Raw genomic sequence first — 26,722 nt, 5'->3', positions numbered from 1 at the left:
GAGTGCCGCTTCCGTACCGGCGAGGGCAGCCGGTCAGGACGGACGCGACGCCGCCTCACTGGCCCGGGCCGCCCACAGACCGCGGACGTGTCCCAGGTGTCGCGTCATCACCCCGCGCACCGCCTCCTCGTCGCGGGCGAGCAGCGCGTCGAGGATCTCCAGGTGCTCCTCGGCCGAGGCCCGCAGCCTTCCCTGCTCCACCAGCGCCGTCAGGCCGTACAGCCGGGAGCGCCGGCGCAGGTCGCGTACGACCTCCACCAGGTGGGCGTTGCCGGCCAGCGCCAGCAGCCCCAGGTGGAAGCGCAGGTCGGCCTCGACGTACGCGATGAGGTCACCGGCCGCGGCCGAGGTGACGATCTCCTCGGCCACCGGGCGCAGGGCCTCCAGCGCGACGGCGTCGGCGGTGGTGGCGAGCCCGGCGGTGGTCGGGATCTCGATGAGCGACCGGATGTGGGTGTACTCGTCGAGTTGCCCGTCGGAGACGGCGGTGACCCGGAATCCCTTGTTGGGAACGGTGCCGACCAGCCCTTCCTTGGCGAGGTCGAGCATCGCCTCGCGCACGGGGGTGGCGGAGACGCCGAAGCGGGCAGCGAGGCCGGGGGCCGAGTAGACCTCGCCGGGGCGCAGTTCGCCCGCGATCAGGGCGGCGCGCAGCGCCTCGGCGACCCGCTCGCGGTGGCTGGGCTTCCTGCCGCCCAGGACGGGCAGGGCGGGACCGGTGGCGTTCGCGTTCACAGCACTCACAGCACGAACCCCGCGGGGAAGGGGTCCTCGGGATCGAGCAGGTACTGCGCGGTGCCGGTGATCCACGCGCGGCCGGTGAAGCTGGGCAGCACGGCGGGCAGGCCCCCGGCCTCGGTGGTGCCGAGCAGCCGGCCGGTGAACCGGGTGCCGATGAAGGACTCGTTCACGAACTCCGTGCGCAGGGGGAGTTCGCCCCGGGCGTGCAGCTGGGCCATGCGGGCACTGGTGCCGGTGCCGCAGGGCGAGCGGTCGAACCAGCCGGGGTGGATCACCATGGCGTGCCGGGAGCGGCGGGCGGTTGCGTCGGGTGCGGTCACCTGGACATGGTGGCAGCCGCGGATGGACGGGTCCTCCGGGTGTACCGGTTCTTCGTCCTCGGCGATTGCCGCCATCAGGGAGAGGCCGGCGGCGAGGATGTCGTCCTTGCGGGACCGGTCGAAGGGCAGCCCCAGCCGCTCCAGCGGCAGAATCGCGTAGAAGTTGCCGCCGTAGGCGAGGTCGTACGTCACCGTCCGGCCGTCGGGCAGGGTCACCTCGCGGTCGAGGCCGGCGGCGAAGGAGGGCACGTTGCGCAGGGTCACCGCCCGGGCCGCGCCGCCCTCCACCGCCACCTCGGCGACCACGACTCCGGCGGGGGTGTCGAGGCGGATGGTGGTGACGGGTTCCACGACCTCGACCATGCCGGTCTCCACGAGGACGGTCGCCACGCCGATCGTGCCGTGTCCGCACATGGGGAGGTAGCCGGAGACCTCGATGTAGACGACGCCCCAGTCGCAGTCGGGCCGGGTGGGCGGCTGGAGGATCGCGCCGCTCATGGCGGCGTGGCCGCGCGGTTCGTTCATCAGGAACCGCTTGACGTCGTCGCGGTGTTCGCGGAAGTACAGCCGCCGCTCGTTCATCGTCGCGCCGGGGATGGTGCCGACGCCGCCGGTGACCACTCGGGTGGGCATGCCCTCGGTGTGGGAGTCGACGGCGTGCAGGACGAGTCTGCTGCGCATGGTCGTACCCCTACGCCAGTCCGGCCGCGAGGGCCTTCTCGGTGGCGGCACGGACGGCGGCCTCCTGCTCGGGCAGCAGCGGCACACGCGGCGGGCGGCAGGCGCCGCCGTGCCGTCCGGCGAGGTCCATGGAGACCTTGATCGCCTGCACGAACTCGACCTTCGAGTCCCAGCGCAACAGCGGGTGCAGTTGCCGGTACAGCCGGTCGGCCGTGGACAGGTCGCCGGCGGTGGCGGCGCGGTACAGCTCGACGCAGGCGGCGGGCAGCGCGTTGGGGTATCCGGCGATCCAGCCCTTCGCCCCGGCGATCGCCAGCTCCAACAGGACGTCGTCGGCGCCGACCAGCAGGTCCAGGTCCGGGGCGAGTTCCGCGACGCGGTAGGCACGGCGGACGTCGCCTGAGAACTCCTTGACGCCCTGGATGTGTCCCTCGCCGTGCAGCCGGGCGAGCAGTTCCGGCACCAGGTCGACCTTGGTGTCGACGGGGTTGTTGTACGCGACGACCGGCAGGCCCGCCCTCGCGACCTCGGCGTAGTGGGCGAGGACGGAACGTTCGTCGGCGCGATAGGCGTTGGGCGGCAGCAGCATCACCGCGCCGCAGCCGGCCTCCCGTGCCTGCTCGGCCCAGCGGCGTGCCTCGGTGGACCCGTAGGCCGCGACGCCGGGCATGACCCGCTCCCCGCCGACGGCGGCGACTGCGGTCTCGACGACCCGGGTGCGTTCCTCGGGGGTGAGCACCTGGTACTCGCCGAGGGAGCCGTTGGGTACGACACCGTCGCAGCCGTTCGCCACCAGCCAGGCGCAGTGGCCCGCATAGGCGTCGTAGTCGACGGAGAGGTCGTCGTTCAGCGGGAGGGCGGTGGCGACGAGGACGCCGCGCCAGGGGCGGTGGTCGGTCATGAGGATCCTCTCTCGGGCTGTTCCGGCTGTGGCTGTTCCGGCTGTGGCTGTTCCGGCTCGGGCGGTTCCTACTGTTCCTGCTGTTCTGGCTGTTCCCGCTGTTCCTGCGGTTTCTGGGCGAGCACACCGAGGGGAACGGGGCGGGCGAACGGCCGCCGGGAAGGGGTGGCTCCGCATCCGGTGAGACCGGCGACGGCTGGGGCGCACATCCGCCCCTGGCACCAGCCCATCCCGGCCCGGGTCAGCAGCTTCACGGTGCGCACGTCCCCCGCGCCGAAGCCGTCGACGGCCTCCCGGACGGCACCGGCGGTGACCTCCTCGCAACGGCAGACGAGGGTGTCGTCGGTGACCTGGTCGGTCCAGTGGGCGGGCGGGGCGAAGGCGGCGGCGAGGACCTCGGCGGAGGCCCGCAGCGTCTCACGGGTCCGCTCGGCGTCCGTCCGGCCGGCCGGTCGGGGCCCGGTGCCCCGCAGTCGGGCGGCGACCGAGCGCCCGGCGATGTGCCCCTCGGCAAGCGCGAGGGCGGCGCCGCCGACGCCGGTGGACTCCCCGGCCGCCCAGACGCCGGGGACGCTCGTGCGCTGCTCGGCGTCGACGGCCACGGCCGGGCCGTCCAGGCGGCAGCCGAGGCCGTCGGCGAGGTCGGTGTGCGCAAGCATGCCGTGGCCGACGGCCAGGGTGTCGCAGGGGATGTACCGCCCGGTGCCGCGCCGGACGCGTCCGTCGGCGTCGAGGGCGGCGACGGTCACGCCGGTCAGCCGGTCGTCGCCGTGGGCGCGGACGACGGTGTGCCGGGTGAGAGGGCGGACGCGGTGGCGCAGGAGCCGGGCGGCGTATCCGGCGCCCTCGGGGAGCTTCCCGGCCAGGGCGCGGGCGTGGCGGGCGACCTGCCTCGGGTCGGCGGACTCCACGAGCGCCGCCACCCGCGCCCCGGCCACCGCGAGCCCGGTCGCCACGGGCAGCAGCAGCGGCCCGGTGCCGGCGACGACGGCGGCCCGTCCGGGCACCACCAGCCCGCCCTTGAGCATGGCCTGGGCGCCCCCGGCGGTGAGTACGCCGGGCAGGGTCCAGCCGGGGAAGGGCAGGACGTACTCGTAGCCGCCGGTGGCGAGCAGAACCGCGTCCGCGTGTACGGCGACCGGCTCGTCCTGCCCGGGCCCGAGCAGCGCGTGCACGGTGAACGCGCCGGACCGCTCCTCGACGAACCACACGTGATGGTCCGTCAGAACGCGTACGTCACTGGCGGCGAGCCCGTCCCGCAGCCGCTCCCAGGTGCGCCACCGGTGGTGCAGCGCCCGTGGCCGCCGGGCGCCCAGCTCGGCGGCGGGCTGCCGGAAGAACTGCCCGCCCGGCCGGTCGGCCGCGTCCACGACCGTGACCCGTACCCCGCGGGCGGCCGCCGTCAGCGCCGCCGCGAGCCCGGCCGGTCCGGCCCCGATCACCGCGAGGTCAGTCCTCATGGCCGGTCCCCTCCTGGGTGCGGATCACGTCGCCGGGGTGTACGGGGACCAGGCAGGCGCGCTGGTTGGGGCGGTCGTTGACGGTGACGAGGCAGTCGAAGCACACGCCGATCCCGCAGAACACCCCGCGCGGCCGGTCCGTGTTCCGGGTGGTGCGCCAGGCGGTGATACCGGCCGCCCACAGCGCGGCGGCGACCGTCCGGCCGGGCAGTGCCTCGGTCGTCCGCCCGTCGACGGTGACCGTGAAGGCGCGCGCCGGCCGGGCCCGGACCAGCCGGAGCGGGTTCACCGGGCTTCCTCGGGAAAGCGGTCGGGGCGGAACGCGGTGAGGTCGAGCGCGGGCCGCTCACCGCTCAGCAGTTGGGCGATCAGGTGTCCGGTGCCGGTGGCCAGGCCGATGCCCGCGCCCTCGTGCCCGCACGCGTGGAGGAGACCGGGCGCCCTCGGGTCGGGGCCGATCGCCGGCAGGTGATCGGGCAGATACGGCCGGAACCCGGCGTACGCCCGCAGCGCCCGTACCTGCGCGAGGAAGGGGAACAGCCGGGTCGCGCCCGCCGCCAGCGCCCGCAGCGCCGGAAGGGACACCGACCGGTCGAAGCCGACCCGTTCGCGGCTGGCACCGATGAGGACCGGCCCCGCGGCGGTGCCCTCCACGACCGGGGAGGTCTGCAGGGCGGCCGAGTCGCTGGCGACGTCGGCGACGTAGTCCGCGGCGTACACCTTGTGGCGTACGCGGGGCGGCAGTGGTTCGGTGACCAGGACGTAGCCGCGTCTGGGCAGGACCGGCAGCCGTACACCGGCCAGGGCGGCCAGTTCGCCGCCCCACGGTCCGGCCGCGTTGACGACGGCCGGGGCGTGCAGGTCACCGCGGTCCGTGCGTACTCCGCGCACGGCGCCGTCGCGGTCGCGCAGGACGCCGGTCACCGTCCGGCCGGTGTGCAGCCGGGCCCCGGACGCCCGCAGCAGGCGGGCGGCGGCCAGGGCGGGCATGACCTGGGCGTCCTGCGGATAGTGCACGGCGCCCGCCAGGCCGGGGGCGAGACGGGGTTCGAGGTCGTGCAGCCGGTCCGCCGGGACGCCCACCGCCTGCACCCCGGCCGTCCGCTGGCCGGCGGCGAAGGCCTCCAGGCCGGCCAGTGACTCGGGGGTCCCGGCGACGACCACGCCGCCCTTGGCCTCGTACTCGACGGCGTGGCCCAGTTCGCCGGCCAGCGCGGTCCACAAGCGGGCGGACAGCAGGGCGAGTTCCAGCTCGGGTCCGGGTTCCTTGTCGGAGACGAGGAGGTTGCCCTCCCCCGCTCCGGTGGTGCCGCCGGCCACCGGGCCACGGTCCACCACTGTCACGTCGAGCCCGGCGCGGGCGGCGTACAGCGCACAGGCCGCACCCACCATTCCGGCCCCGACCACTACGACATCGCAGGTCAGCGGCGTGCTCACGCCAGTACTATGTCACACACCACACTGAGTGGGAACAGGGCGGAGTCCGCTCGCGCGGTGGATCACTCGGGAGCGGGGACGACTCTCAGATGGGCGGCGGCGCGGCGGGGGCGTGCGGGTCGGTGCGGGGCGCGGCGGGGTTCGCGCAGGACCAGCGTCAGCCGGGTGCAGCCCAACTCCTCCAGCGCCTTGCACGTTTCGACCACGACCCGGCACTCGGTGACGCCCCAGCGTGGGTCGGGATGGTGCAGCGGCCGTACGGCACCGTCGAGTTCCACGGCCGCCGCGCCGACGGCACGGATCCAGTGCGGCAGGCCCTGGCGGTAGGCGGCCTCCATGATCGGGTCCTGGGCGATGTCACGGCGGACGGCCTGCAGGGCGTTGTCGTGGCCGTTCCGCTCCAGGGCGCCGGCCAGGTGCGCCAGCATGGGCAGGCACCAGCTCGACTCGTGCTCCCCGAGGACCGCGGAGGCGTCGGGGTGGAACAGGACGAATCTGAGGAAGTTGTCGCCCGGCATGGCCGTCGGATGCGGTCCGGCCCCCCGGAAGAGTGTCCGGAAGGCGCCGTTGGTCAGGAGCACGTCCCAGCGGTGGTCGACGACGAGGGAGGGGAAGGACACGGCCTCCAGGAGCGCGGTGTAGTCCTGGAGGTACGCCTGGGCTTCGGGGGTCGTGGGGACGGGCCGCGGCGCCGGCCGCTGCCCTTCTGCCTGAAATGCCATCGGGAGGTCACCCCTCTTGCCTATGCGGCCTTCTCGCGGCGTCCCGATCCTGGTGCCCCGACGCGAGGCGTGTCAACTATCGTGGCATTTTGTGCCTGTTGACGGCTGAAATAGGCCACAGTTGTGGCGAGACCTGGATGTGAGTTCGAGCGGCAGGCTACTCTCCGGGAAGTTCACGGCAACCGCTTGTGAGAAGCCTGTGAGGCCTGTGAGAGACGTAGGAGAGCTGTCGGTGACGGGTGGCTTCGAGGGTCCGGGTGCCATGCCGACGGCCGCGCTGTCCGCCGTCGTCGCCCGCATCACCGCACTCGCGGACCGGCTCGGCGTGTCCGCCGCCGAGGTCTTCGACGTCGGCCGTCTGTCCGCCGCCTCCGGTGTCCCCGAGTCCGTGGTGGGCGCCCTGCTGAGCGGCCGGCCGGCGGGCGAGCCCGATGTGCAGGCCCGGTTCGTGCAGCGTCTCGACCTGTTGCGCCGCACCCGGCTGAAACCCAGCGGACGCAAGTACACCCAGCAGGAGATCGCCGACGGCGCCGGCATGTCCCGGCAGCAGGCGGGCGCCCTCATCAACGGCGACCGGCGGCCCACCATGGAGCACTGCGACGCCATCCAGCGCTTCTTCCGGGTGCACGCCGGATTCCTCACCGCCGAGGACTCCGAGGCGCTAGCGGGCGCCCTTCAGCACACCGAGCAGGAACTGCTCCAGCAGCTCGCCGACCGGGAGCGGAAGGCGGCGGCCGCCGCCGGCGACCCGCTGGAGCGGCTGCTGCAGGACCACGGCGTCCGCGGCATCGCCTGGCGGGCCGCCCAACTGCCCACCGACCAGCACCGCGACAAGGTCGCCGAATGGCTGGACATGCTCCTGGAAAGCGTCAAGCGGCCCGAGTCGTGAGCCTGGGGAGAGACGTGGGCATCGGTAGGGAGATGCGCCGCCTGTGCGGCGAGTTGGTCGAGGAGCTGACGCTGCCCGCCCCGGCGCGGCCCACCGAGTTGTACGCGGCACTGTGCGAGGCGATGAGCAGGCGGCGGGGCCGTCCGGTGGTGTTCCGCATGGCCGCCTTTCCGCCCGGGACGGCCAGCGGGCTGTGGCTCGACATGGCCGACCAGGATCTGGTCGTCGTCGAGGAACGCACCGCGCCCGACCACCAGTTGGTCATCCTGGGCCACGAGCTGTGGCACATGAAGGCCGGGCACTGCGGGCACCACGTCGAGGGAGCCACGGTTGCGGCCCGGCTGCTGGACGCCGGCGCGGACCGGGACGAGGAGTTGCTGCGCGCCACCGTGCGCACGGTCGCCGCGCGTTCCCGCTTCGACCTCGCCGACGAGAAGGAGGCGGAGGCCTTCGGGCTGCTGCTGGCCAGCAAGTGCCGGACGTGGCTGGACGGTTCGGCTCTGCGCGGGCCGGTGCAGCGGGACCACCTGGCGGGCCGGATAGGGGCGTCGCTGGGTTATCTGGGCTGATGGCCCGATCGGCCCATGACGAGCGGCGTACGGGGCGCGGCTCGGCGGGATTGTCAGTGGCGGGCGGCAAGCTGGGAGAGTGCCGCCGCTGTGCGGGGGCGCGTGACCGCTGACGTCGTTGTGGGGAGAGCCGACCGATGACCACCACCACCGCCGTACTGACCGACCACGAGCGCACCGCCGTTCAGGCCTACCTGCGGCTGCTGCACACGGTGCGCGCCGGTTTCGACACCACGGCGGGACCGGCCGACGCCCCTCGTCCGCCCGTCGTCCCGCCCTCCGTGCTGGCCGAGGCGGAACAGGCGCTGGAGGCCGCAGGGCTGGCCGGCAACGAGGAGGAGTTCTTCCGGCTGCTGCGGGGCTGGTGCCCGCGGCCCTGACGCGGGGCCCGAGCCGCACGCGCCGCCGGACGGACGGAGCGGCCCCCGGGGAGTGCGGGCGGCACGGCGGAAGGCTCAGGTGTGCGGGACCGTGACCGCCGTGGCGACCAGTCCGCGCCCGGCGGTCCAGCGGCCGTCGAAGTGGGTCAGCCGCCGGCCGCCCACGGTCGGTCCCGGCACCAGGAGGGTGGCGCGCAGGGTACCGCGGCGCGGGTCGCCGGGATTCACGGAGATCTCGATGTCCGCCTCCAGGAAGTCCAGCCACTCCCCGGTGAGCGGGAACCACGCCTTGTAGACGGACTCCTTGGCACTGAACAGCAGCCGGTCCCAGTGGACGCCGGGACGCTCATCGGCCAGCCGGCGCAGTCGCTCCGCCTCCACGGGCAGGGACACGGTGGGCAGGACGCCGTCCGGGAGCGGCCCGTCGGGTTCGGCGTCGATGCCGAGGGAGGCCAGGTCGGTGGCGCGGACCAGCGCGGCGGCGCAGTAGCCGTCGCAGTGGGTCATGCTGCCGACCAGCCCGGCGGGCCAGCGCGGCGCTCCGCGTTCGCCGGTCAGCACGGGCTGCGCGGGCACGCCGAGCTTCTCCATGGCCCGGCGGGCGCAGGACCGGACGAGGGTGAACTCCCGGCGGCGCTTGGCGACCGCCCGGGCCACGAGCGCCGCCTCCTCCGGGTAGAGGGGAAGGTGCCCCGCCTCGTCCTGGCCGTGGGCCTCCACGGTGACCACCGTGTCGGGCAGCAGCTCCTCGATCACCGGGCCGCCTCCTCTCGCGTCGGCGACGGCAGGATGCGGCGCAGCGCTCCCGGTGGCCCGGTCCGCTTGCGCCATTCGCGGGGGTAGCCCACCGACACCTCCTCGAACCTGACGCCCTCGTGCCAGGTGGTCCGCGGGATGTGCAGATGCCCGTAGACCATGGTGTCGACCCGGAACCTGCGATGCCAGTCGGCGGTCAGTCGGGTGCCGCACCACATGGCGAACTCGGGGTACCACAGGACGTCGGTGGGGTGCCGGTCCAGCGGATAGTGGTTGACGAGGATCGTCGGCAGGTCCGCGGGGAGCGCGGCGAGCCTGCGCTCGGTCTCGGCGACCCGCGCCCGGCACCAGGCGTCAAGGCTCGGGTAGGGGTCGGGGTGCAGCAGGAACTCGTCGTTGCACACGACGCCGGTGCCGTGGGCGTACGCCAGTCCCTCGTCCTTGGTCGCCGATCCGGCGGGCAGGAACGAGTAGTCGTAGAGCAGGAACAGCGGCGCGACGACCGCCGGGCCGCCGGCTCCCTCCCACACGGGGTACGGGTCCTCGGGTGTCGTCACGCCCAGCTCGCGGCACATCTCGACGAGGTGCTCGTAACGGGCGACGCCACGGAGGGTGACGGTGTCCTTGGGATGCGTCCACAGTTCGTGGTTGCCGGGGGCCCAGAGGACCCGGCGGAAGCGGTCCGCGAGGGTGCTCAGGGCCCAGCGGATGTCGGCGGCCGTCTCCGCCACGTCGCCGGCCACCAGAAGCCAGTCGTCGTCGGACTCGGGACGCATCTTCTCGACCAGGGCGCGGTTCTCCGCGTAGCCGATGTGCAGGTCGCTGATGGCCCACAGCCTCCCCGGGCCACCGTCCGTCGCCGTCATCCCCCACCCCTTCCGGACGCCCGTTCGACGCCACGAGATCACATCGCGGGCCCCGGTCACAAGGGCGGCTCGCCCACGCCGGACCAGGGCGTCCCGCCCGCCCCGTGACACCGCCCGTGCATCCGTGTGACGCGCTTTGCGTCCGAAGGCGTGCAACCCCCTATGATCGGCCCAACACCACCGCCACGATCCCCTCCGCGCAGGGCGGCTTGGTGTCCCTCCAACCCCCTGGCCGGGCACGGCCCGCTTCGCCCTGCCCGCGAACCGTGAAAGGCGGCCTGCATGGTTTCTCCCGTACGCGTCTGGCTCAACCGCACGTACGCGGAGAACGTCTTCTTCATGGATCAGCTGCGGAGAAATCCCGCCGACCGGGCCGTCGAGATCCACGCCACGCACGGTGACCCGGACTCCCCCGTGCTGGCCGCCGCGGACACCGCCGACCTGGAGCCGGAGGGCCTGTCCCCGGCCGGCTACGTCGAGTACGCCCTGGACCAGTGCGCGCGGCGCGGCATCGACGTGTTCGTGCCCCGGCTGTACCAGTCGGCGATCGTGGCCCACCGTGCCGAGTTCGAGGCGGCCGGTACGGCACTGCTGGCGCCGCCGCCGGAGGCGGTGGCCGTCTTCCAGGACAAGGTGATCGCCTACGAGGCGGTCCGGGCGATCGGCGTGCCGGTACCGCCGTGGTGGCGCGTCCGCACCGCCGAGGAACTCGTCTCGGCCGTCGAGGAACTGGAGGCCCACGGGCACCGGGCGTGCTTCAAGCCCGCGTCCGGCGCGGGTGGCGTGGGCTTCCGGATGGTCACCCGGGACCCCTTCTCCCTCGCGCACCTGAACGGCTTCCCGAGTCCGTCCGTGCCGCTGCACCTGGTCGTCGAGGCGCTGGGGGCGGCCGATGAGCCGGTCGACTGGCTGGTGATGCCGCGGCTGGAGCAGCCGGAGGTCTCGGTGGACTGCCTCACCGGACCCGACAACCGGGTGCGGCTGGCCGTGGGCCGTACCAAGGACGGCCGCCGCCGGGGTTTCACGCTCCACGAGCAGTGGCTGGCGCCGGCCCGGCGGATCGCCGAGGAGTTCGGGCTGCACCACCTGGCCAACGTGCAGTTCCGGATGTACGGCGACCGGCCCGTCCTGATGGATGTCAACACCCGACCGGCCGGAGGGCTGCACCAGCTGGCGCTGTGCGGGATCAACGTGCCGTGGGCGGCGGTCCGGCTGGCCCTCGGTGACGACCCGGGTGAGCTGACGCCGCCGTTCCTGGGCCAGGACTACACGGTGGTGTCCGGGCCCCGCCCGCTGCGGCCCGTCTCCCTGCCGCATCAGCGACCGGACCTCCCCGCCGTCGCGGCTCCGGCTCCGGCTCCGGCTCCGGCTCCGGCTCCGGCTCCGGCTCCGGCTCCGGTGAAGTATCCGGCGGTCGCCGCACCGGCCGGCGGCCCGATCACCGCCCCCGCTCCGGACCCGGCCGCCGGGGCTCCCGCGTAGGACGCGGCCGAAAGGCCGGCCGCCCTACCTCAGATACGCCAGACCCGGATGGGCGGCCGTGTAGCCGTCGGCGAGGCGGTGGGCGACGTTGACCGAGTCGACGAGCGGGTGCAGTGCGAAGGCGCGCACCGCTGCCGTGCGGGAGCCGGACCCGGCCGCCGTCAGGATCTCGCGCTCGACCGCCTTGACCGCGCAGACCAGGCCGGTGGCGTGGCCCGGCAGCGGGGCCACGGCCACCGGGTGGGCACCGTTCGCGTCGACCAGGCACGGAACCTCGATCACGGCGTCGGCGTCGAGGACCGAGAGTGTGCCGCGGTTGCGGACGTTGAGGATCAGCGTGGTGCGCTCGTCGCGGGCGACGGCGCGCATCAGCGCCAGCGCCACCTTCTCGTATCCGCCGGACAGGTCGTCGGCCTCGCGCTCGCCCGCGCCCGCCGCTTCGCGGTTCTCGGCCATGTAGGTGGCCTCGCGCTCGGCGCGGGTGCGGTCCCAGGTCGCGAGGGCCGGGGCGTCCGGGCGGCGCATCTCGTCGTAGAAGCGGGCCTGCTGGTCGCGCAGGAACGCGCCGCGGGTGCGGTCGGCCTCCTGGTAGGCGCGGACGGTCTCCCGGTTGAAGTAGTAGTAGTGCAGGTACTCGTTGGGGATCGCGCCCAGGGAGCGCAGCCACTCGGGGCCGAAGAGCCGGCCCTCCTCGAAGGAGCCGAGCAGCGCCGGGTCGGCGAGCAGCCGCGGGAGTTCGTCGCGGCCGGCGACGCGCAGGCCGCGTACCCAGCCGAGGTGGTTGAGGCCGACGTAGTCGATCCACGCCCGGTCCGGGTCGGCGCCCAGCACGCGGGCGACGCGGCGGCCGAGGCCGACCGGCGAGTCGCAGATGCCGATGACGCGGTCGCCGAGGTACCGGGACATGGCCTCGGTGACCAGGCCGGCCGGGTTGGTGAAGTTGATGACCCAGGCGTCCGGCGCAAGCCGGGCCACGCGGCGCGCGATGTCGACGGCGACCGGGACGGTGCGCAGCCCGTATGCGATGCCGCCCGCGCCGACCGTCTCCTGCCCGAGGACGCCCTCGGCCAGCGCCACCCGTTCGTCCTCGGCCCGCCCTTCCAGACCGCCGACGCGGATCGCCGAGAACACGAAGTCGGCCCCGCGCAGCGCCTCGTCCAGGTCCGTCGTAGCGGTCACCTCCGGCGCGTTCGGCACCCCGGCGGCCTGCTCGGCCAGCACCCGGGTCACCGCCGACAGCCGGGCCGTGTCCAGATCGTGCAGCACGACATGCGTCACGCGACCTTCGGAGCGGTCCCCGAGGAGCGCCCCGTACACGAGCGGCACCCGGAATCCGCCGCCGCCCAGAATCGTCAGTCTCATGCCCGCACCCTTCCGTCACCACCCCGGCTTCCACCTGGCGCCGATCATGGCACGCCGGACCGACCGGGCCGGCCCCCAGTTGCTCGCCACAGCCCACACGCCCCCCTGTGCCGGGCGCGGCCGGCATCGTACGCTCGGGCCGACGTCCCGGCCCCGGCTCAGCCCCGCCCCGTCCCCTTTCCGCCATCGCCCATCCGGGGTTGCCCGGCCATGACCGCCCTCCCCCACTGCCGGCTTCGCTCGTCGAGCGGCGGGACTCCCGTGCGCGGGGGCGCCACCACCGCGCCCGAACGGCTGCTGTCGGTGCTCGCCGCGTTCGACCACGAACACCCGGCGCCGTGCCTGACGGACATCGGCCGCCGGGCCGGGCTGAGCCTGACCACCGCGCACCGGCTGGTGCGGGCGCTGACCGAATGGGGCGCGTTGGAGCGGGACGAGTCGGGTGCCTACCACGCGGGACTGCGGCTGTGGGAGGTCGCCGCACTCGCCCCGCGCGGTCTGCCGCTGCGGCAGGTCGCGCTGCCGTATCTGGAGGACCTGTACGAGGCGACCCATAGGAACGTGCGGTTGGCGGTGCGGGACGACAGCGAGGTCGTCTCCATCGAGTGGCTGGCGGGGCGTTCCTCGGTCGGCGTGCACATCCGCGTCGGCGCCCGCTGGCCGCTGCACGCCACCGGCGTCGGTCTCGCCCTGCTCGTCCATGGCGAACCGGAGTTCCAGGAGGCCCACCGCGTGGGTCCGCTCGCCTCCTTCACCCCTTGTACGATCACCGATCCGGTGCGGCTGCGCCGGGTGCTGGCCGAGGTGCGGCGCACCGGCGCGGCGGTGAGTGACCGTCAGGTTACCGACGGCGCCCGGCCGGTGGCGGCTCCGGTGCACGGTCCGGACGGCACGGTGACCGCGGCCGTCTCGGTCGTCGTACCGCACGCCGGCGCACAGGTGCCGACGCTGGTCCCCGCGGTGCGGCCGGCGGCGCGCGGGATATCCCGGGCGCTGGGGCGGCGGCCGGAGGAACCGGGGCGGGACGGCGCGGGGCGTCCGACCGGCCGGTGCGGGCCAAGCCCTCCCGCCGGGCACCGGAAATCCCTCTCACCGGTGAGGACGCGGCCCCGGAGCCCTCGCGATACTGGGACGGCCTTTGCCCCGAGGAGCCGCCCATGTCCGTCCGGTCCCCGCTCGCCTCCGTCGCCGCACGCCTGCGTACGACGAATCCGTACGCCGTCGACGCGGCCGTCGCCGCGCTGGTGCTGTTCGCCGTCTCCCTGCAGTGGCTGTTCCCCGACGAGGGCGACGATCCGCTGACCTGGCGGGGCTGGCTGCTCGGGGCCGCCACGGCGCTGCCGCTGGTGTGGCGGCGCGCGGCGCCCTTCGCCACCGCCTGTGCCGTGTCCGTGGCCACCCCCACGCAGGCGTTGCACCACGCGCCCCCGCCCGACCTGATGTACGGCGGGTTCGTCGTCCTCTACACACTGGCCGCCCTCGCCCGGCCCTGGCAGCGGCGCCTGATGCTGGCGGGCTGGCTGATCGGGATCGCCGTCACCATCAGCCACAAGGAAAACGCCGAGCCCTTCGAGTACGCCTTCCAGCTGCTGAGCATCGTGTGCGCGTACGCGCTCGGCACGCTCGCCCGCACCCAGCGGGCCTACACCGCCGAACTGGAGGACCGGTCCCGGCGGTTGGAGCGCGAGCGGGCCGCCGACACCGCACGGGCCATGGCGCAGGAACGCTCCCGCATCGCCCGCGACATGCACGACATCCTGGCGCACGCGGTCAGCCTGATGGTGGTGCAGGCCGAGGCGGGACCGGTCGTCGTACGCAGTGATCCGGCGCGCGCGGAGGCGGCGTTCGAAGCTATCGCGACCGCCGGCCGGGACGCGATGACCCAACTGCGGCGTATTCTCGGCGTACTCAAGCAGGAGCAGCCGGCAGCCGTACCGCAACGCCTGCCGCAGCCGGGTGTGGCCGCGCTGTCCGGCCTGGTCCGGCAGGTGGGAGAATCGACCGGTCTGCGTGTGGAGTTGCGGGTGACCGGGGAGCCGCGCCCGCTGCCGCCGGACACCGAGGTCGCCGCCTACCGCATCGCGCAGGAGGCACTCACCAACACGGTCAAGCACGCGTACGCTTCCTCCGCGACGGTCGGGCTCGACTGGGCGGAGGACGAAGTGACCTTGACGGTGACGGACGACGGACGGGGCGCGTCGGCCCCGGGCGAGGGCGGACACGGGCTGATAGGCATCCGGGAGCGGGCCGCCGCCTGCGGGGGCGGGGCCACCGCGGGCCGCGGCCCGGACGGTGGCTTCCGCGTCGTCGTACGCCTGCCCGTCGCCACCGGACGGCGGGCGGCGCTCGGGTGAGCATCCGGGTGGTCGTCGCGGACGACCAGGAGCTGGTCCGCAGCGGCTTCAGCATGATTCTGGAGGCACAGGCCGACATCGAGGTCGTCGCGGAGGCGGGTGACGGTGCCGAGGCGGTGGCCGCGGTCGAGCGGCACGCGCCCGACGTGCTGCTCCTGGACATCCGGATGCCGGTCATGGACGGCCTCGACGCGGCCCGGCGGGTGTGCGCGCGGTCCGCCTGCAAGGTCGTCATGCTGACCACCTTCGACCTGGACGAGTACGTGTACGAGGCGTTGTACGCGGGCGCCAGCGGCTTCCTGCTCAAGGACGTGCGCCGGGACGACCTGGTGCACGCGGTGCGGGTGGTCGCGGCCGGCGACTCGCTGCTGGCACCGGCGGTGACCCGCCGGCTGGTCGCGGACATCGTGCGGCGCCGGCGGGAGGACGCCACCGCCGAGGTCACCCCGCAGCGCCTCGACGTGCTGACCGCCCGCGAGGTGGAGACGCTGCGCCTGCTGGCGCGCGGGCTGTCCAACTCCGAGATCGCCACGACCCTGTTCGTGAGCGAGCACACCGTCAAGACCCATGTCAGCAACGTGCTGGGCAAGCTCGGTCTCAGGGACCGGGTGCAGGCGGTGATCTGCGCGTACGAGACCGGCCTGGTGACTCCGGGCTCCCCCTGACGGGTGAGGCGGGCGGCGGACTCCCCCGTCGGGGCGAGTCCCGTAAACCACTCCCTCCGGCGATCCGGCACCGTGCCCTCGGCACGAGTCTGTTGGCGATGCCGAATGACGCATCCCAAGTCGGCTGACGATTGCCTGGAGGCACCGTGCTGTCCACACTCGCCCGGGCGGCGACCCGCCGCCCACTGACCGTGATGCTCCTGTGGGGCGTGTTCCTGCTGCTCGGGTTCGGCCTCGGAACGGGTGTCTTCGGAAAGCTCTCCGACGACGTGCCCGAAGTCCCCGGCACCGAGTCGGCGGCCGCCGCCGAGTACCTGGACGGCCTCGACCCGTCGGGCGAGTCGATCACCGCCGTCGTCGAGGCCGCCGCCGTCTCCGCCCCCGAGGTGCGTGCCCAGGTGCGGAGGGCCGTCGCCGACCTGCGGGAGATCGCGGGCGTCGCCGCGGTGCCCGACCCGTACGCCACCCGCGGCCTGGTCGCCGAGGACGGGCGGGCGCTGATCGTGCCCGTCACCTTCCAGGGCGGCCTGGACGACGACGCCGAGGAGGCCGCGGTGGACGCGGCGGCCGACCGGCTGCACGGGATCGACGCCTCCGGGGTCCATGTCAGCGGCGGGCCGCTGCTGGGCGAACAGCTCGGCGAGCGGGCCCAGGAGGACGTGAAGAACGCGGAGTTGATCTCGCTGCCGGTCGTGCTGGTGCTGCTGCTGGTCATCTTCGGCGGGCTGCGCGCCGCGGGGCTGCCACTGCTGGTCGCGGTGGCCGGCATCGCGGGCGCGTTCCTGGGCCTGTTCGCCTTCAGCCAGTTCACGGACATCTCCGTGTACGCGATCCAGGTCACGACGATGCTGGGGCTCGGCCTCGCCGTGGACTACGCCCTGCTGATGCTGGTCCGCTTCCGGGAGGAACGTCGGGACACCGCCGACGTGGTGGAGGCCGTGCACCGCACGGTGGCCGCGGCCGGGCGGACCGTGCTCTTCTCCGGGCTGACGGTGGCGGTGAGCCTGGCCGGGCTGCTGGTCTTCCCGAGTACCTTCCTGCGCAGCATGGGTCTGGCGGTGGCCGCGGTGGTCGTCGTCGACATGCTCGCCGCGCTGACGCTGCTGCCCGCGCTGCTGGCACGGTTCGGCGGGAAGATCGCCCCGGCGAAGGTGCCGGCGAAGGGCGAGGAGGGCCGCCTCTTCGCCCGCCTGGCCCGCTTCGCGGCCCGTCGGCGCGTGGCCGTCCTGGCGGTCTCCGTCCCGGCCCTGCTGGTGCTGGCGCTGCCCGTCACCGGCATGCGCATCAACATCGGCGACGCGCAGCAGCTCCCGAAGAGCACCGAGGCCCGGCAGCTGTACGACGCCGTCGAGGCGCACTTCCCGCCGGGCACCGGAGTCTCGCCGGTCACCGTGGCCCTGCGGCCCGGCACCGACACGGCGACGGCCGACCGGATCCGCGCGCTCACGCCGGGCACCGGGAGCCGTGACCTGCCCGGCGGGACGACCGTGCTCGAACTGCCCCCGGCCGGCACCGTCGACGGCAGGGCCGCCACCGAACTGGTCGAACGGGTACGGGACATACGCGGCGACGCCCCTGTCCAGGTCACCGGCACCGCGGCTCAGCTGGTCGACTTCCGGCAGATGCTCGCCGACCGGGCGCCCTGGGCGGCGCTGACCGTGCTGGCCGGGATCTTCGTGCTGCTGTTCGCCTTCACCGGGTCGGTGCTGCTGCCGCTGCGCACCATCGCGACCACGCTGCTCAGCCTCGCCGCCACGCTCGGCGCCGTCGTGTGGGTGTTCCAGGACGGTCATCTCGCCGGGCTGATCGGGGCCGAGGGGCTGGGCGCGCTGAGTCTGACCGCCCCGCCGCTGATCATCGCGATCGCCTTCGGACTCGCCATGGACTACGAGCTGTTCATCCTGGCGCGGATGCGCGAGGCCCGGGAGCGGACCGCTGACGACCGGGAGGCCGTGGTGACCGGGCTGCGCCGCTCGGGCCGGGTGGTGACCTGTGCCGCGCTGCTCCTCGCGGTGGTCTTCGGCGCCTTCATGACGGGCGGCTTCGCCCCGATCCTGCAGATCGGGCTGGGCCTCACGCTGGCGGTGCTGATCGACGCCACGGTCGTACGGATGCTGCTGGTGCCGGCGACCATGGCGCTGCTGGGCCGACACGCCTGGTGGGCTCCGAAGCCGCTGCGCCGGGCGCACGAGCGGTTCGGTGTGCGCGAGGAGGCGGCCGCCGCCCCGGCCGCACCGCAACCGGCGCACCGCTGAGGCACCGGCCATCTCGGTCCGGCCGGCCGCGGTCCCTCCGACGGGGGTGGGGGGACCGCGGTCGCGGTGCGCGCTTCGGCGCATGCGCCACGTCCACCTTCGGCGCATGCGCCACGTCCACGGGAGAACTATCTTGCTCCGTCGGCCCCCTCGGCGCGGCGCTCAGCGCAGCTCCGCCCGGAAGGCGGCCGGTGCCCGGTCCGTGTGCTGCTGGAAGAACTTGGAGAAGTTCGCCGCGTCCGGGAAGCCGACCGCCGCGCCGACCCGGCCGATCGGCATGTCGGTGTGGGCGAGCAGACGCTTGGCCTCCAGGACGACGCGTTTGTCGATGAACCCCTTGGGCGTCTCGCCGGTGGCGGCGCGCACCGCGCGGACGAGGGTGCGGCGGGAGTAGCCGAGCGCGTCGGCGTAGGCGCTGACGCTGTGGTTGGTGGCGAAGCCCCGCTCGACCGCGTCCCGGAAGAGCGTGAAGGTGGTGTCGCCCGGCGTGTCCGCCCGCCCCTGGCGCGCCGCCTCGGCGGAGCTGACCGCGAGATGCGCGAGGCGCAGCAGGAACGCGGACAGCGTGTGGCGCAGTACGGCGGTGTGGAGGCTGAGGGGCAGGGTGGTGGCGTCCTCGTACTCGCGCCGCAGCTGGTCGAGTGCGGCCGTGAGCCCGGCGAGCCGCGCCCCGTCGGGGTGGAGCAGGGGCGGCAGGTCGTAGCGGTAGAGGCCGGTGGCCTCCACGGTGGCGCGGGGCAGGAAGCCGGGCTGCATGGTGAGCACCGTTCCGCGGTACTCGCTCGTCTGCGAGAAGCGGTGGACCTGTCCGGGCCGGATCCACAGCAGATCGCCGGCCGTCGCCTCGTACTCGGCGAAGTCGATCATGTGGCGGACCGGGCCGCCGGTGAAGAGCATGACGACGTGGAAGTCGATGCGGTGCACGCGGTGCAGCGGGGCCTGCGCGTGCCAGGTGCGGCCGGCCCCCATGGGACCGACCTGCATGCCGACGCCGAGGAGGCTGAGATCGACCGGGAAGGGGAACGTTCTGATTCCGTCGCCGCCCCTGCCGCCACCGCCACCGCCGTCTTGGATGTTTTCGTCCGCCATGTCGTTCTCGTGCCGTCCCACCCGTGCGCCCGGATGCCGGGGCGTGTCCCAGTTTCACCACAGGCTGGCACACCTCGACCTTCACTCTCAAAAGTCAGACTTTTAAGTTTGAACACGTCAGACCAGTTTTTCGCTCCGATCGAGGATCTCTTGAAGATGAGCACGCACACAGTGGACGGCGCGGACCACTTCGAATGGACCGAACTCGACCGGCGTGCCGTCGACACCGCCCGAGTTCTCGCGGCCGATGCCGTGCAGAAGGTCGGGAACGGCCATCCCGGCACGGCGATGGCCCTGGCCCCGGCGGCGTACACGATCTTTCAGAAGGTGATGCGGCACGACCCCGCCGATCCCGAGTGGACCGGCCGTGACCGCTTCGTCCTGTCCCCCGGCCACACCTCGCTGACCCTCTACACGCAGCTCTACCTCGCCGGGTACGAGGTGGAGCTGGCCGACCTGAAGACGTTCCGCACGCACGGCTCGAAGACGCCCGGCCATCCCGAGTACGGGCACACGGCGGGCGTGGAGACGACGACCGGGCCGCTCGGCCAGGGCGTCGCCAACGCGGTCGGCATGGCCATGGCCGCCCGCTACGAGCGCGGACTCTTCGACCCCGGGGCACCGGCCGGCGAGTCCCCCTTCGACCACACCGTCTGGGCGATCGTCTCCGACGGCGACCTCCAGGAGGGCGTCTCCGCCGAGGCGTCGTCGATGGCCGGTCACCAGAGGCTCGGCAACCTGGTCCTCCTCTACGACGACAACCACATCTCCATCGAGGGCGACACCGCGACCGCGTTCTCCGAGGACGTGCTCAAGCGCTACGAGGCCTACGGCTGGCACGTGCAGCGCGTCGAGCCCGCCGAGAGCGGCGACGTCGACGTGCACGCCCTGTACGCGGCGCTGACGGCGGCGCAGGCCGAGACCGGGCGCCCCTCCATCATCGCCATGCGCACGATCATCGCCTGGCCCGCCCCCAACGCGCGGAACACCGAGGCCTCCCACGGCTCCGCCCTCGGCGCGGACGAGGTCGCCGCCACCAAGCGCGTCCTCGGCTTCGACCCGGAGCGGTCCTTCGAGGTCGCCGACGAGGTCCTCGCCCACACCCGCCGGGCCCTGGACCGGGGCGCCGAGGCGCACGCCGCCTGGGACAAGCGGCTCGCCGAGTGGCGCGGCGACCAGCCGGAGCGCGCCGGACTGTTCGACCGCGTGGTCGCCGGCCGGCTGCCCGAGGGCTGGGAGGACGCCCTGCCGGTGTTCGAGACCGGCAAGTCCGTCGCCACCCGCGCCGCCTCCGGCAAGGTCCTCAAGGCCCTCGGACCGGTCCTGCCCGAGCTGTGGGGCGGCTCCGCCGACCTGGCCGGCTCGAACAACACCACGATCGACAAGACGTCCTCCTTCCTCCCCGAGGGCAACCCGCTGCCGGAGGCCGACCCGTACGGCCGCACCGTCCACTTCGGCATCCGCGAGTTCTCGATGGCCGCGGAGATGAACGGCGTCGCCCTGCACGGCAACACCCGGATCTACGGCGGCACCTTCCTGGTCTTCTCCGACTACATGCGCAACGCGGTGCGCATGTCCGCCCTGATGCAGCTGCCGGTGACGTACGTGTGGACGCACGACTCCGTGGGCCTCGGTGAGGACGGCCCGACCCACCAGCCGGTCGAGCACCTCGCCGCGCTGCGCGCCATCCCCGGTCTGAACGTCGTCCGCCCGGCCGACGCCAACGAGACCGCGACCGCCTGGGCCGAGATCCTCAGGCGGCACTCCACCAACCCCGCCCCGCACGGCCTCGCCCTCACCCGCCAGGGCGTACCGACGTACGAGCCCGACCCGGACGCGGCGCGCGGCGGCTACGTCCTCGCCGAGGCCTCCACCGGCATCCCGGAGGTCCTCCTGATCGCCACCGGCTCCGAGGTGCAGCTCGCCGTGGCCGCACGGGAGGCGCTGGAGGCGCAGGGGACGCCCACGCGGGTGGTGTCGATGCCGTCCGTGGAGTGGTTCGAGGAGCAGCCGCGCGAGTACCGCGAGAGCGTGCTGCCGCCGTCCGTGAAGGCCCGGGTGGCCGTGGAGGCCGGTATCGGGCTCACCTGGCACCGGTTCACCGGGGACGCGGGCCGCATCGTCTCCCTGGAGCACTTCGGCGCCTCCGCCGACGCCAAGACCCTGTTCACCGAGTTCGGCTTCACCGCGGAGCACGTGGCCGCCGCCGCCAGGGAGTCGCTGGCCGCCGCCCGCGACTGAGCCGACCGGACCCGACCACGGAAAACACCGCAGAAAGAGAAGATGATCACTGTGACCGAAGCAACCGCGACCGCGGGAGCACTGCGACGCCTGTCCGAGGCGGGCGTCTCCATCTGGCTGGACGACCTGTCGCGGCGGCGGATCGAGTCCGGCAACCTCGCCGAACTGGTCGAGTCGAGGAACGTCGTCGGCGTCACCACCAACCCGTCGATCTTCCAGGCCGCCATCGGCTCCGGTGAGGGGTACCAGGAGCAGCTCGCGGACCTGGCGACCCGGGGCGTCACCGTCGACGAGGCGGTCCGCATGATGACCACCGCCGACGTCCGCGCCGCCGCCGACGTGCTGCGTGGCGTGTACGACGCCACCGGCGGCCGGGACGGCCGGGTCTCCATCGAGGTCGACCCGCGTCTCGCCCACGACACCCGGGCCACGATCGCCGAGGCCCGCCAGCTGGCCTGGCTCGTCGACCGCCCCAACGTGATGATCAAGATTCCGGCGACGAAGGCCGGTCTCCCGGCGATCACCGAGGTCATCGGCGCCGGCATCAGCGTCAACGTCACGCTGATCTTCTCCCTGGAGCGCTACCGCGAGGTCATGGACGCCTACCTCGCCGGCCTGGAGAAGGCGCAGGCGGCCGGGCTCGACCTGGCGGGCATCCACTCCGTCGCCTCCTTCTTCGTCTCCCGCGTCGACAGCGAGATCGACAAGCGCCTGACACTGCTGGGCACGGACGACGCCCTCGCCCTGAAGGGGAAGGCGGCGCTGGCCAACGCGCGACTGGCCTACGAGGCGTACGAGAACGTCTTCGCCGGTGACCGCTTCACCGCCCTCGCCGGGGCCCGCGCCAACCCCCAGCGCCCCCTGTGGGCGTCGACCGGGGTGAAGGACCCGGCATTCCGGGACACCCTGTACGTGGAGGAGCTGGTCGCTCCCGGCACCGTGAACACGATGCCGGAGGCCACCCTGGACGCCGCCGCCGATCACGGTGACGTACAGGGCGACACGGTCACCGGTGGTTACGCCCAGGCCCGGGCCGACCTCGGAGCCGTGGAGCGGCTCGGCATCGCGTACGACGAGGTGGTGCAGCAGCTGGAGCAGGAGGGCGTGGCCAAGTTCGAGGCGGCCTGGCAGGAACTGCTGGACGCCGTGACGAAGTCCCTCGACAGCAAGGGAGTTGACGGGGAATGAGCGAGGACCTTCCCGCTACGACGGTCCACGAGACCAAGGCGACGAAGGAGGCCAAGGAGGCGAGGACGGCGCAGGAGGCCGCAGGGCCGTCGCACGCCCAGGAGGCCGATGAGTCCGGGGCCGCAGCGGCTTCGGAACCGGCCAGGACGGCCAGGTCCGCCCGGACCGCGAAGAAGTCCGGGGCGGCCGGCGCCGCCAAGGGCGCGAAGCCGGCCGCGATGGACGCGAAGGCCGTGACACCCGTCGCGCCGCTCGACTGGAGCAACCCCCTGCGCGATCCCCAGGACCGGCGCCTCCCCCGCATCGCGGGCCCGTCGGGACTGGTCATCTTCGGTGTCACCGGCGACCTGTCCCGCCGGAAGCTGATGCCGGCCGTCTACGACCTGGCCAACCGCGGCCTGCTGCCGCCGGGTTTCTCCCTGGTCGGCTTCGCCCGCCGGGACTGGGAGAACCAGGACTTCGCCCAGGTCGTGCACGACGCCGTCAAGGAGCACGCGCGCACGCCGTTCCGCGAGGAGGTCTGGCAGCAGCTCGCCGAGGGCACGCGCTTCATCCCCGGCGACTTCGACGACGACAACGCGTTCGAACAGCTGCGCAAGGCCGTCGAGGAGCTGGACGCCTCCCGCGGCACCAGCGGCAACTACGCCTTCTACCTCTCGGTGCCGCCGAAGTTCTTCCCGAAGGTCGTCCAGCAGCTCAAGAAGCACGGGCTGACCGACGCCCCGGACGGCTCCTGGCGCCGCGCGGTGATCGAGAAGCCGTTCGGGCACGACCTGGACAGCGCACGCGACCTGAACGCGCTGGTGCACGAGGTCTTCGACCCCGAGCAGGTCTTCCGCATCGACCACTACCTGGGCAAGGAGACCGTCCAGAACATCCTGGCGCTGCGCTTCGCCAACCAGATGTACGAGCCGATCTGGAACCGGTCCTACGTCGACCACGTGCAGATCACGATGGCCGAGGACATCGGCATCGGCGGACGGGCCGGCTACTACGACGGCATCGGCGCCGCCCGCGACGTCATCCAGAACCACCTGCTCCAGCTGATGGCCCTGACCGCGATGGAGGAGCCGGCCTCCTTCGACGCGGCGTCGCTGCTCACCGAGAAGCTGAAGGTGCTGAAGGCGGTACGGCTGCCGGACGACCTCGGCGAGCACACCGTGCGCGGGCAGTACGCGGGCGGCTGGCAGGGCGGCGCGCAGGTGCCCGGTTACCTGGAGGAGGAGGGCATCGACCCGGCCTCCACCACCGACACCTACGCGGCCATCAAGCTGGGCATCGACAACCGCCGCTGGGCGGGCGTCCCGTTCTACCTGCGCACCGGCAAGCGGCTGGGCCGCCGGGTGACGGAGATCGCGGTCGTCTTCCAGCGGGCCCCGCACTCCCCCTTCGACTCCACCGCGACGGAGGAGCTGGGCGAGAACGCGATCGTCATCCGCGTCCAGCCCGACGAGGGCATGACGGTGCGGTTCGGCTCCAAGGTGCCGGGCACGTCGATGGAGATCCGGGACGTGTCCATGGACTTCGCGTACGGCGAGTCGTTCACGGAGTCCAGCCCGGAGGCGTACGAACGGCTGATCCTGGACGTCCTGCTGGGCGACGCCAACCTGTTCCCCCGTCACCAGGAAGTGGAAGAGTCCTGGCGGATCCTCGACCCGATCGAGGGGTACTGGGCCGCGCACGAGAAGCCCGCGCAGTACTCCTCGGGCGGCTGGGGACCGCGGGAAGCCGACGAGATGCTCGCACGAGACGGACGGAGCTGGCGCAGGCCATGAGGATCGACCTGACCGACACCACGGCAAGCAAGATCAACAAGGCGCTGGTGCAGGGCCGCCGGGCCATCGGCACCCCGGCCGTGGGCATGGTGCTCACGCTGGTGATCGTCACCGACGAGGAGAACGCCTACGACGCGGTCAAGGCGGGCGAGGAGGCCTCGCACGAGCATCCCTCGCGCACCCTGGTCGTCATCAAGCGGCACCCCCGCAACCTGCGCGACCGCACCCGCTCCCACCTCGACGCCGAGGTCCGGGTGGGCTCCGAGGCCGGCACCGGCGAGACGGTCGTGCTGCGCATGTACGGGGAGGTGTCCGAGCACGCCGACTCGGTGGTGCTGCCGCTGCTGCTGCCGGACGCCCCGGTCGTCGTGTGGTGGCCGGTGGAGGCACCGGACGACCCCGCGGGGGACCCGCTGGGCGCGCTGGCGCAGCGCAGGATCACCGACCTGTACGCGGTCGAGCGGCCGATGGAGGTCCTGGAGCGCCGGGTCCGCGCCTACACGCCCGGCGACACCGACCTCGCCTGGACCCGGCTGACGCTGTGGCGCTCCATGCTGGCCGCGGCACTCGACCAGGCCCGGGTGCCGGTGACCTCGGCGACCGTGGAGGCCGAGGCCGAGAACCCGGCCGCCGAGCTGCTGGCCCGCTGGCTGGAGGCGCGGCTGCACGTCCGGGTCGACCGCGTGATCACCGACGGTCCGGTCGTCACGGCCGTCCGCCTCGGCACCGCGAACGGCGAGATCGTCATCGACCGGCCCGAGGGACCGATCGCCACGATGACCCTGCCCGACCAGCCCCCGCGCTCGCTCGCGCTCAAGGTCCGCTCGACCTCCGAACTCATCGCCGAGGAGCTCAGGCGCCTCGACGCCGACGACATGTACGCCATCGCCCTGCGCGGCGAGGCCGGCAAGGAGACCCCCGTCCATGTCTGACACCCCGAAGCTCGACCGGCGGCCCGAGTGGACCGCGCTGGCGGACCACCGCAAGGACGCGCTGACGCGCCCGGACCTGCGCGAGCTGTTCGCCTCGGACCCCGGGCGGGCGGAGCGGTACGTCGTGCGCGTCGGTGACCTGCGCATCGACTACTCCAAGAACCTGGTCACCGACGACACGCTGGCCCTGCTGCGGGAACTTGCCGCCGCCACCGGCGTGTTCGACCTGCGCGACGCCATGTTCCGCGGCGAGCGGATCAACCTCACCGAGGACCGGGCGGTCCTGCACACCGCCCTGCGCGCACCTCGGGACGCGGTGATCGAGGTCGACGGCGAGAACGTCGTACCCAAGGTGCACGCCGTGCTGGACCGCATGACCGACTTCGCCGACCGGGTCCGTTCCGGTGAGTGGACCGGGCACACCGGCAAGCGCATCCGCAACGTCGTCAACATCGGCATCGGCGGCTCCGACCTCGGTCCGGCGATGGCGTACGAGGCACTGCGGGCCTTCACCGACCGCTCGCTGACGTTCCGGTTCGTGTCGAACGTGGACGGTGCCGACCTGCACGAGGCGGTCCGGGACCTCGACCCCGCGGAGACGCTGTTCATCGTGGCGTCCAAGACGTTCACCACGATCGAGACGATCACGAACGCGACCTCGGCGCGCTCCTGGCTGCTGGCCGGGCTGGACGGCGCCGGGAAGGGCGACGAGAAGGCGGTCGCCAGGCACTTCGTCGCGCTGTCGACGAACGCCGAGAAGGTCGCCGCGTTCGGCATCGACACGGCCAACATGTTCGAGTTCTGGGACTGGGTCGGCGGCCGGTACTCGTACGACTCGGCGATCGGCCTGTCCCTGATGATCGCCATCGGTCCGGACCGCTTCCGGGAGATGCTCGACGGCTTCCGCATCGTCGACGAGCACTTCCGCAACACCGAGGCCCCGGACAACGCCCCGCTGGTCCTGGGCCTGCTGGGCGTCTGGTACGGCAACTTCATGGGCGCCCAGTCGCACGCGGTACTGCCGTACAGCCACTACCTGTCGAAGTTCACGGCGTATCTCCAGCAGCTCGACATGGAGTCCAACGGCAAGTCGGTCGACCGCGACGGGCGTCCCGTGGAGTGGGAGACCGGTCCGGTGGTCTGGGGCACGCCCGGCACCAACGGACAGCACGCGTACTACCAGTTGATCCACCAGGGCACCAAGCTCATCCCGGCCGACCTGATCGGCTTCGCCCGGCCCGTCGACGAACTGAGCGACGAGCTGAAGGCCCAGCACGACCTGCTGATGGCCAACCTGTTCGCCCAGGGGCAGGCGCTGGCCTTCGGCAAGAGCGCCGAGGAGGTCCGGGCGGAGGGCGTGCCCGAGGAGCAGGTGCCGCACCGCACCTTCAGGGGCAACCACCCCACCACGACCGTCCTGGCCGCCGAGCTGACCCCGTCCGTCCTCGGCCAGCTGATCGCGCTGTACGAGCACAAGGTGTTCGTACAGGGCGCGATCTGGGACATCGACTCCTTCGACCAGTGGGGCGTGGAGCTCGGCAAGGTACTGGCCAAGCGCGTCGAGCCCGCCCTCACCGAAGGCGCTGACGTGCCCGGTCTCGATCCGTCCACGGCCGCGCTGGTGGCCGTCTACCGTGAACTGAAGGAAGTGCACTGA

General features: G+C 73.1%; 23 protein-coding genes and 1 pseudogene. 13 read left to right on the top strand and 11 right to left on the bottom strand.

The window, feature by feature from the left end; translation table 11 throughout:
* Positions 1-33: 33 nt before the first annotated feature.
* The 7 genes from ACIQ1J_RS27535 to ACIQ1J_RS27505 form a co-directional block, all read right to left on the bottom strand.
* Positions 34-744 carry a GntR family transcriptional regulator gene (locus tag ACIQ1J_RS27535; protein WP_403560930.1) on the bottom strand — a complete coding sequence of 237 codons (711 nt, stop codon included), beginning with the start codon at positions 742-744 and terminating at the stop codon, positions 34-36.
* Positions 741-1,742: a proline racemase family protein gene (locus ACIQ1J_RS27530; protein ID WP_403560928.1), complete on the bottom strand. Its 1,002-nt coding sequence runs from the start codon at positions 1,740-1,742 to the stop codon at positions 741-743. Before ACIQ1J_RS27530 ends, ACIQ1J_RS27535 begins: the two co-directional genes overlap by 4 nt.
* Before the next feature lie 10 nt (positions 1,743-1,752).
* On the bottom strand, positions 1,753-2,643 hold the full coding sequence (locus ACIQ1J_RS27525; RefSeq protein ID WP_403560926.1) for a dihydrodipicolinate synthase family protein: 891 nt from the start codon (positions 2,641-2,643) through the stop codon (positions 1,753-1,755).
* 68 nt (positions 2,644-2,711) lie between these two features.
* Positions 2,712-4,103, bottom strand: coding sequence for an NAD(P)/FAD-dependent oxidoreductase (locus ACIQ1J_RS27520; RefSeq protein ID WP_403560924.1), 1,392 nt, complete (start codon positions 4,101-4,103; stop codon positions 2,712-2,714).
* The gene (locus ACIQ1J_RS27515) at positions 4,093-4,392 is read right to left on the bottom strand and encodes a (2Fe-2S)-binding protein (protein WP_403560922.1); all 300 of its coding nucleotides are present in this window, start codon (positions 4,390-4,392) and stop codon (positions 4,093-4,095) included. The genes ACIQ1J_RS27520 and ACIQ1J_RS27515 overlap by 11 nt, the downstream gene beginning before the upstream one ends.
* Positions 4,389-5,540, bottom strand: a complete 1,152-nt coding sequence (locus ACIQ1J_RS27510; protein WP_403560920.1) for an NAD(P)/FAD-dependent oxidoreductase — start codon at positions 5,538-5,540, stop codon at positions 4,389-4,391. Before ACIQ1J_RS27510 ends, ACIQ1J_RS27515 begins: the two co-directional genes overlap by 4 nt.
* A 62-nt stretch (positions 5,541-5,602) precedes the next feature.
* Complete coding sequence (locus ACIQ1J_RS27505) at positions 5,603-6,262, bottom strand: hypothetical protein (protein ID WP_403560918.1); 660 nt, start codon at positions 6,260-6,262, stop codon at positions 5,603-5,605.
* Positions 6,263-6,494: 232 nt separating this feature from the next.
* Here ACIQ1J_RS27505 and ACIQ1J_RS27500 point away from each other — a divergent pair, with 232 nt between their 5' ends.
* From ACIQ1J_RS27500 to ACIQ1J_RS27490, 3 genes are all read left to right on the top strand, one after another.
* Complete coding sequence (locus ACIQ1J_RS27500; RefSeq protein WP_403561055.1) at positions 6,495-7,151, top strand: helix-turn-helix domain-containing protein; 657 nt, start codon at positions 6,495-6,497, stop codon at positions 7,149-7,151.
* Between the two features lie 32 nt (positions 7,152-7,183).
* Complete coding sequence (locus ACIQ1J_RS27495; RefSeq protein WP_403561053.1) at positions 7,184-7,720, top strand: toxin-antitoxin system, toxin component; 537 nt, start codon at positions 7,184-7,186, stop codon at positions 7,718-7,720.
* A 137-nt stretch (positions 7,721-7,857) separates the two neighbouring features.
* Entirely contained in the window at positions 7,858-8,100 is a 243-nt protein-coding gene (locus tag ACIQ1J_RS27490) for a hypothetical protein (RefSeq protein WP_403560916.1), read from the top strand.
* Between the two features lie 75 nt (positions 8,101-8,175).
* Here the strand turns inward: ACIQ1J_RS27490 and ACIQ1J_RS27485 are convergent, their stop codons facing one another.
* Together ACIQ1J_RS27485 and ACIQ1J_RS27480 are read right to left on the bottom strand one after the other, a co-directional pair.
* Positions 8,176-8,856 carry a 4'-phosphopantetheinyl transferase gene (locus ACIQ1J_RS27485; RefSeq protein WP_403560914.1) on the bottom strand — a complete coding sequence of 227 codons (681 nt, stop codon included), beginning with the start codon at positions 8,854-8,856 and terminating at the stop codon, positions 8,176-8,178.
* The gene (locus ACIQ1J_RS27480; RefSeq protein ID WP_210961078.1) at positions 8,853-9,722 is read right to left on the bottom strand and encodes a metallophosphoesterase; all 870 of its coding nucleotides are present in this window, start codon (positions 9,720-9,722) and stop codon (positions 8,853-8,855) included. The genes ACIQ1J_RS27485 and ACIQ1J_RS27480 overlap by 4 nt, the downstream gene beginning before the upstream one ends.
* Before the next feature lie 282 nt (positions 9,723-10,004).
* Between ACIQ1J_RS27480 and ACIQ1J_RS27475 the strand changes: the two genes are divergently transcribed.
* A complete protein-coding gene (locus tag ACIQ1J_RS27475) occupies positions 10,005-11,204 on the top strand; it encodes an ATP-grasp domain-containing protein (RefSeq protein WP_403560912.1) in 1,200 nt (399 codons plus the stop codon).
* A 24-nt stretch (positions 11,205-11,228) separates the two neighbouring features.
* Here ACIQ1J_RS27475 and ACIQ1J_RS27470 read toward each other — a convergent pair whose 3' ends face one another.
* Complete coding sequence (locus ACIQ1J_RS27470) at positions 11,229-12,566, bottom strand: 6-phospho-beta-glucosidase (protein WP_403560910.1); 1,338 nt, start codon at positions 12,564-12,566, stop codon at positions 11,229-11,231.
* 210 nt (positions 12,567-12,776) lie between these two features.
* On the opposite strand from ACIQ1J_RS27470, the pseudogene ACIQ1J_RS27465 reads away from it, so the two are divergent.
* From ACIQ1J_RS27465 to ACIQ1J_RS27450, 4 genes and pseudogenes are all read left to right on the top strand, one after another.
* Positions 12,777-13,589, top strand: a pseudogene (locus tag ACIQ1J_RS27465) (IclR family transcriptional regulator); the annotation flags it as partial.
* 134 nt (positions 13,590-13,723) lie between these two features.
* A complete protein-coding gene (locus ACIQ1J_RS27460) occupies positions 13,724-14,920 on the top strand; it encodes a histidine kinase (RefSeq protein WP_403560908.1) in 1,197 nt (398 codons plus the stop codon).
* Positions 14,917-15,585, top strand: coding sequence for a response regulator (locus ACIQ1J_RS27455; RefSeq protein ID WP_403560906.1), 669 nt, complete (start codon positions 14,917-14,919; stop codon positions 15,583-15,585). Before ACIQ1J_RS27460 ends, ACIQ1J_RS27455 begins: the two co-directional genes overlap by 4 nt.
* A gap of 146 nt (positions 15,586-15,731) precedes the next feature.
* On the top strand, positions 15,732-17,840 hold the full coding sequence (locus tag ACIQ1J_RS27450) for an MMPL family transporter (RefSeq protein WP_403560904.1): 2,109 nt from the start codon (positions 15,732-15,734) through the stop codon (positions 17,838-17,840).
* 162 nt (positions 17,841-18,002) lie between these two features.
* Here the strand turns inward: ACIQ1J_RS27450 and ACIQ1J_RS27445 are convergent, their stop codons facing one another.
* Positions 18,003-18,929 (bottom strand): AraC family transcriptional regulator, encoded by a 927-nt coding sequence (locus ACIQ1J_RS27445; protein ID WP_403560902.1) that lies wholly within the window; start codon positions 18,927-18,929, stop codon positions 18,003-18,005.
* A gap of 156 nt (positions 18,930-19,085) precedes the next feature.
* Here ACIQ1J_RS27445 and tkt point away from each other — a divergent pair, with 156 nt between their 5' ends.
* From tkt to pgi, 5 genes are read left to right on the top strand one after another with little or no spacing between them, the layout of a single operon-like run.
* A complete protein-coding gene (tkt, locus tag ACIQ1J_RS27440; RefSeq protein ID WP_403560900.1) occupies positions 19,086-21,170 on the top strand; it encodes a transketolase in 2,085 nt (694 codons plus the stop codon).
* A gap of 42 nt (positions 21,171-21,212) precedes the next feature.
* Positions 21,213-22,358, top strand: coding sequence for a transaldolase (gene tal, locus ACIQ1J_RS27435; protein WP_403560898.1), 1,146 nt, complete (start codon positions 21,213-21,215; stop codon positions 22,356-22,358).
* Positions 22,355-24,133, top strand: coding sequence for a glucose-6-phosphate dehydrogenase (gene zwf / locus ACIQ1J_RS27430; RefSeq protein WP_403560896.1), 1,779 nt, complete (start codon positions 22,355-22,357; stop codon positions 24,131-24,133). The genes tal and zwf overlap by 4 nt, the downstream gene beginning before the upstream one ends.
* Positions 24,130-25,065 (top strand): glucose-6-phosphate dehydrogenase assembly protein OpcA, encoded by a 936-nt coding sequence (gene opcA / locus ACIQ1J_RS27425; protein ID WP_403560894.1) that lies wholly within the window; start codon positions 24,130-24,132, stop codon positions 25,063-25,065. Before zwf ends, opcA begins: the two co-directional genes overlap by 4 nt.
* Complete coding sequence (pgi, locus tag ACIQ1J_RS27420; RefSeq protein ID WP_403560892.1) at positions 25,058-26,722, top strand: glucose-6-phosphate isomerase; 1,665 nt, start codon at positions 25,058-25,060, stop codon at positions 26,720-26,722. Before opcA ends, pgi begins: the two co-directional genes overlap by 8 nt.

It is taken from the genome of Streptomyces sp. NPDC097107 (assembly GCF_044762405.1).
In the GTDB taxonomy this organism is placed as follows: Bacteria; Actinomycetota; Actinomycetes; order Streptomycetales; family Streptomycetaceae; genus Streptomyces; species Streptomyces thinghirensis.
This window is presented reverse-complemented; position numbering and strand designations above follow the sequence as displayed.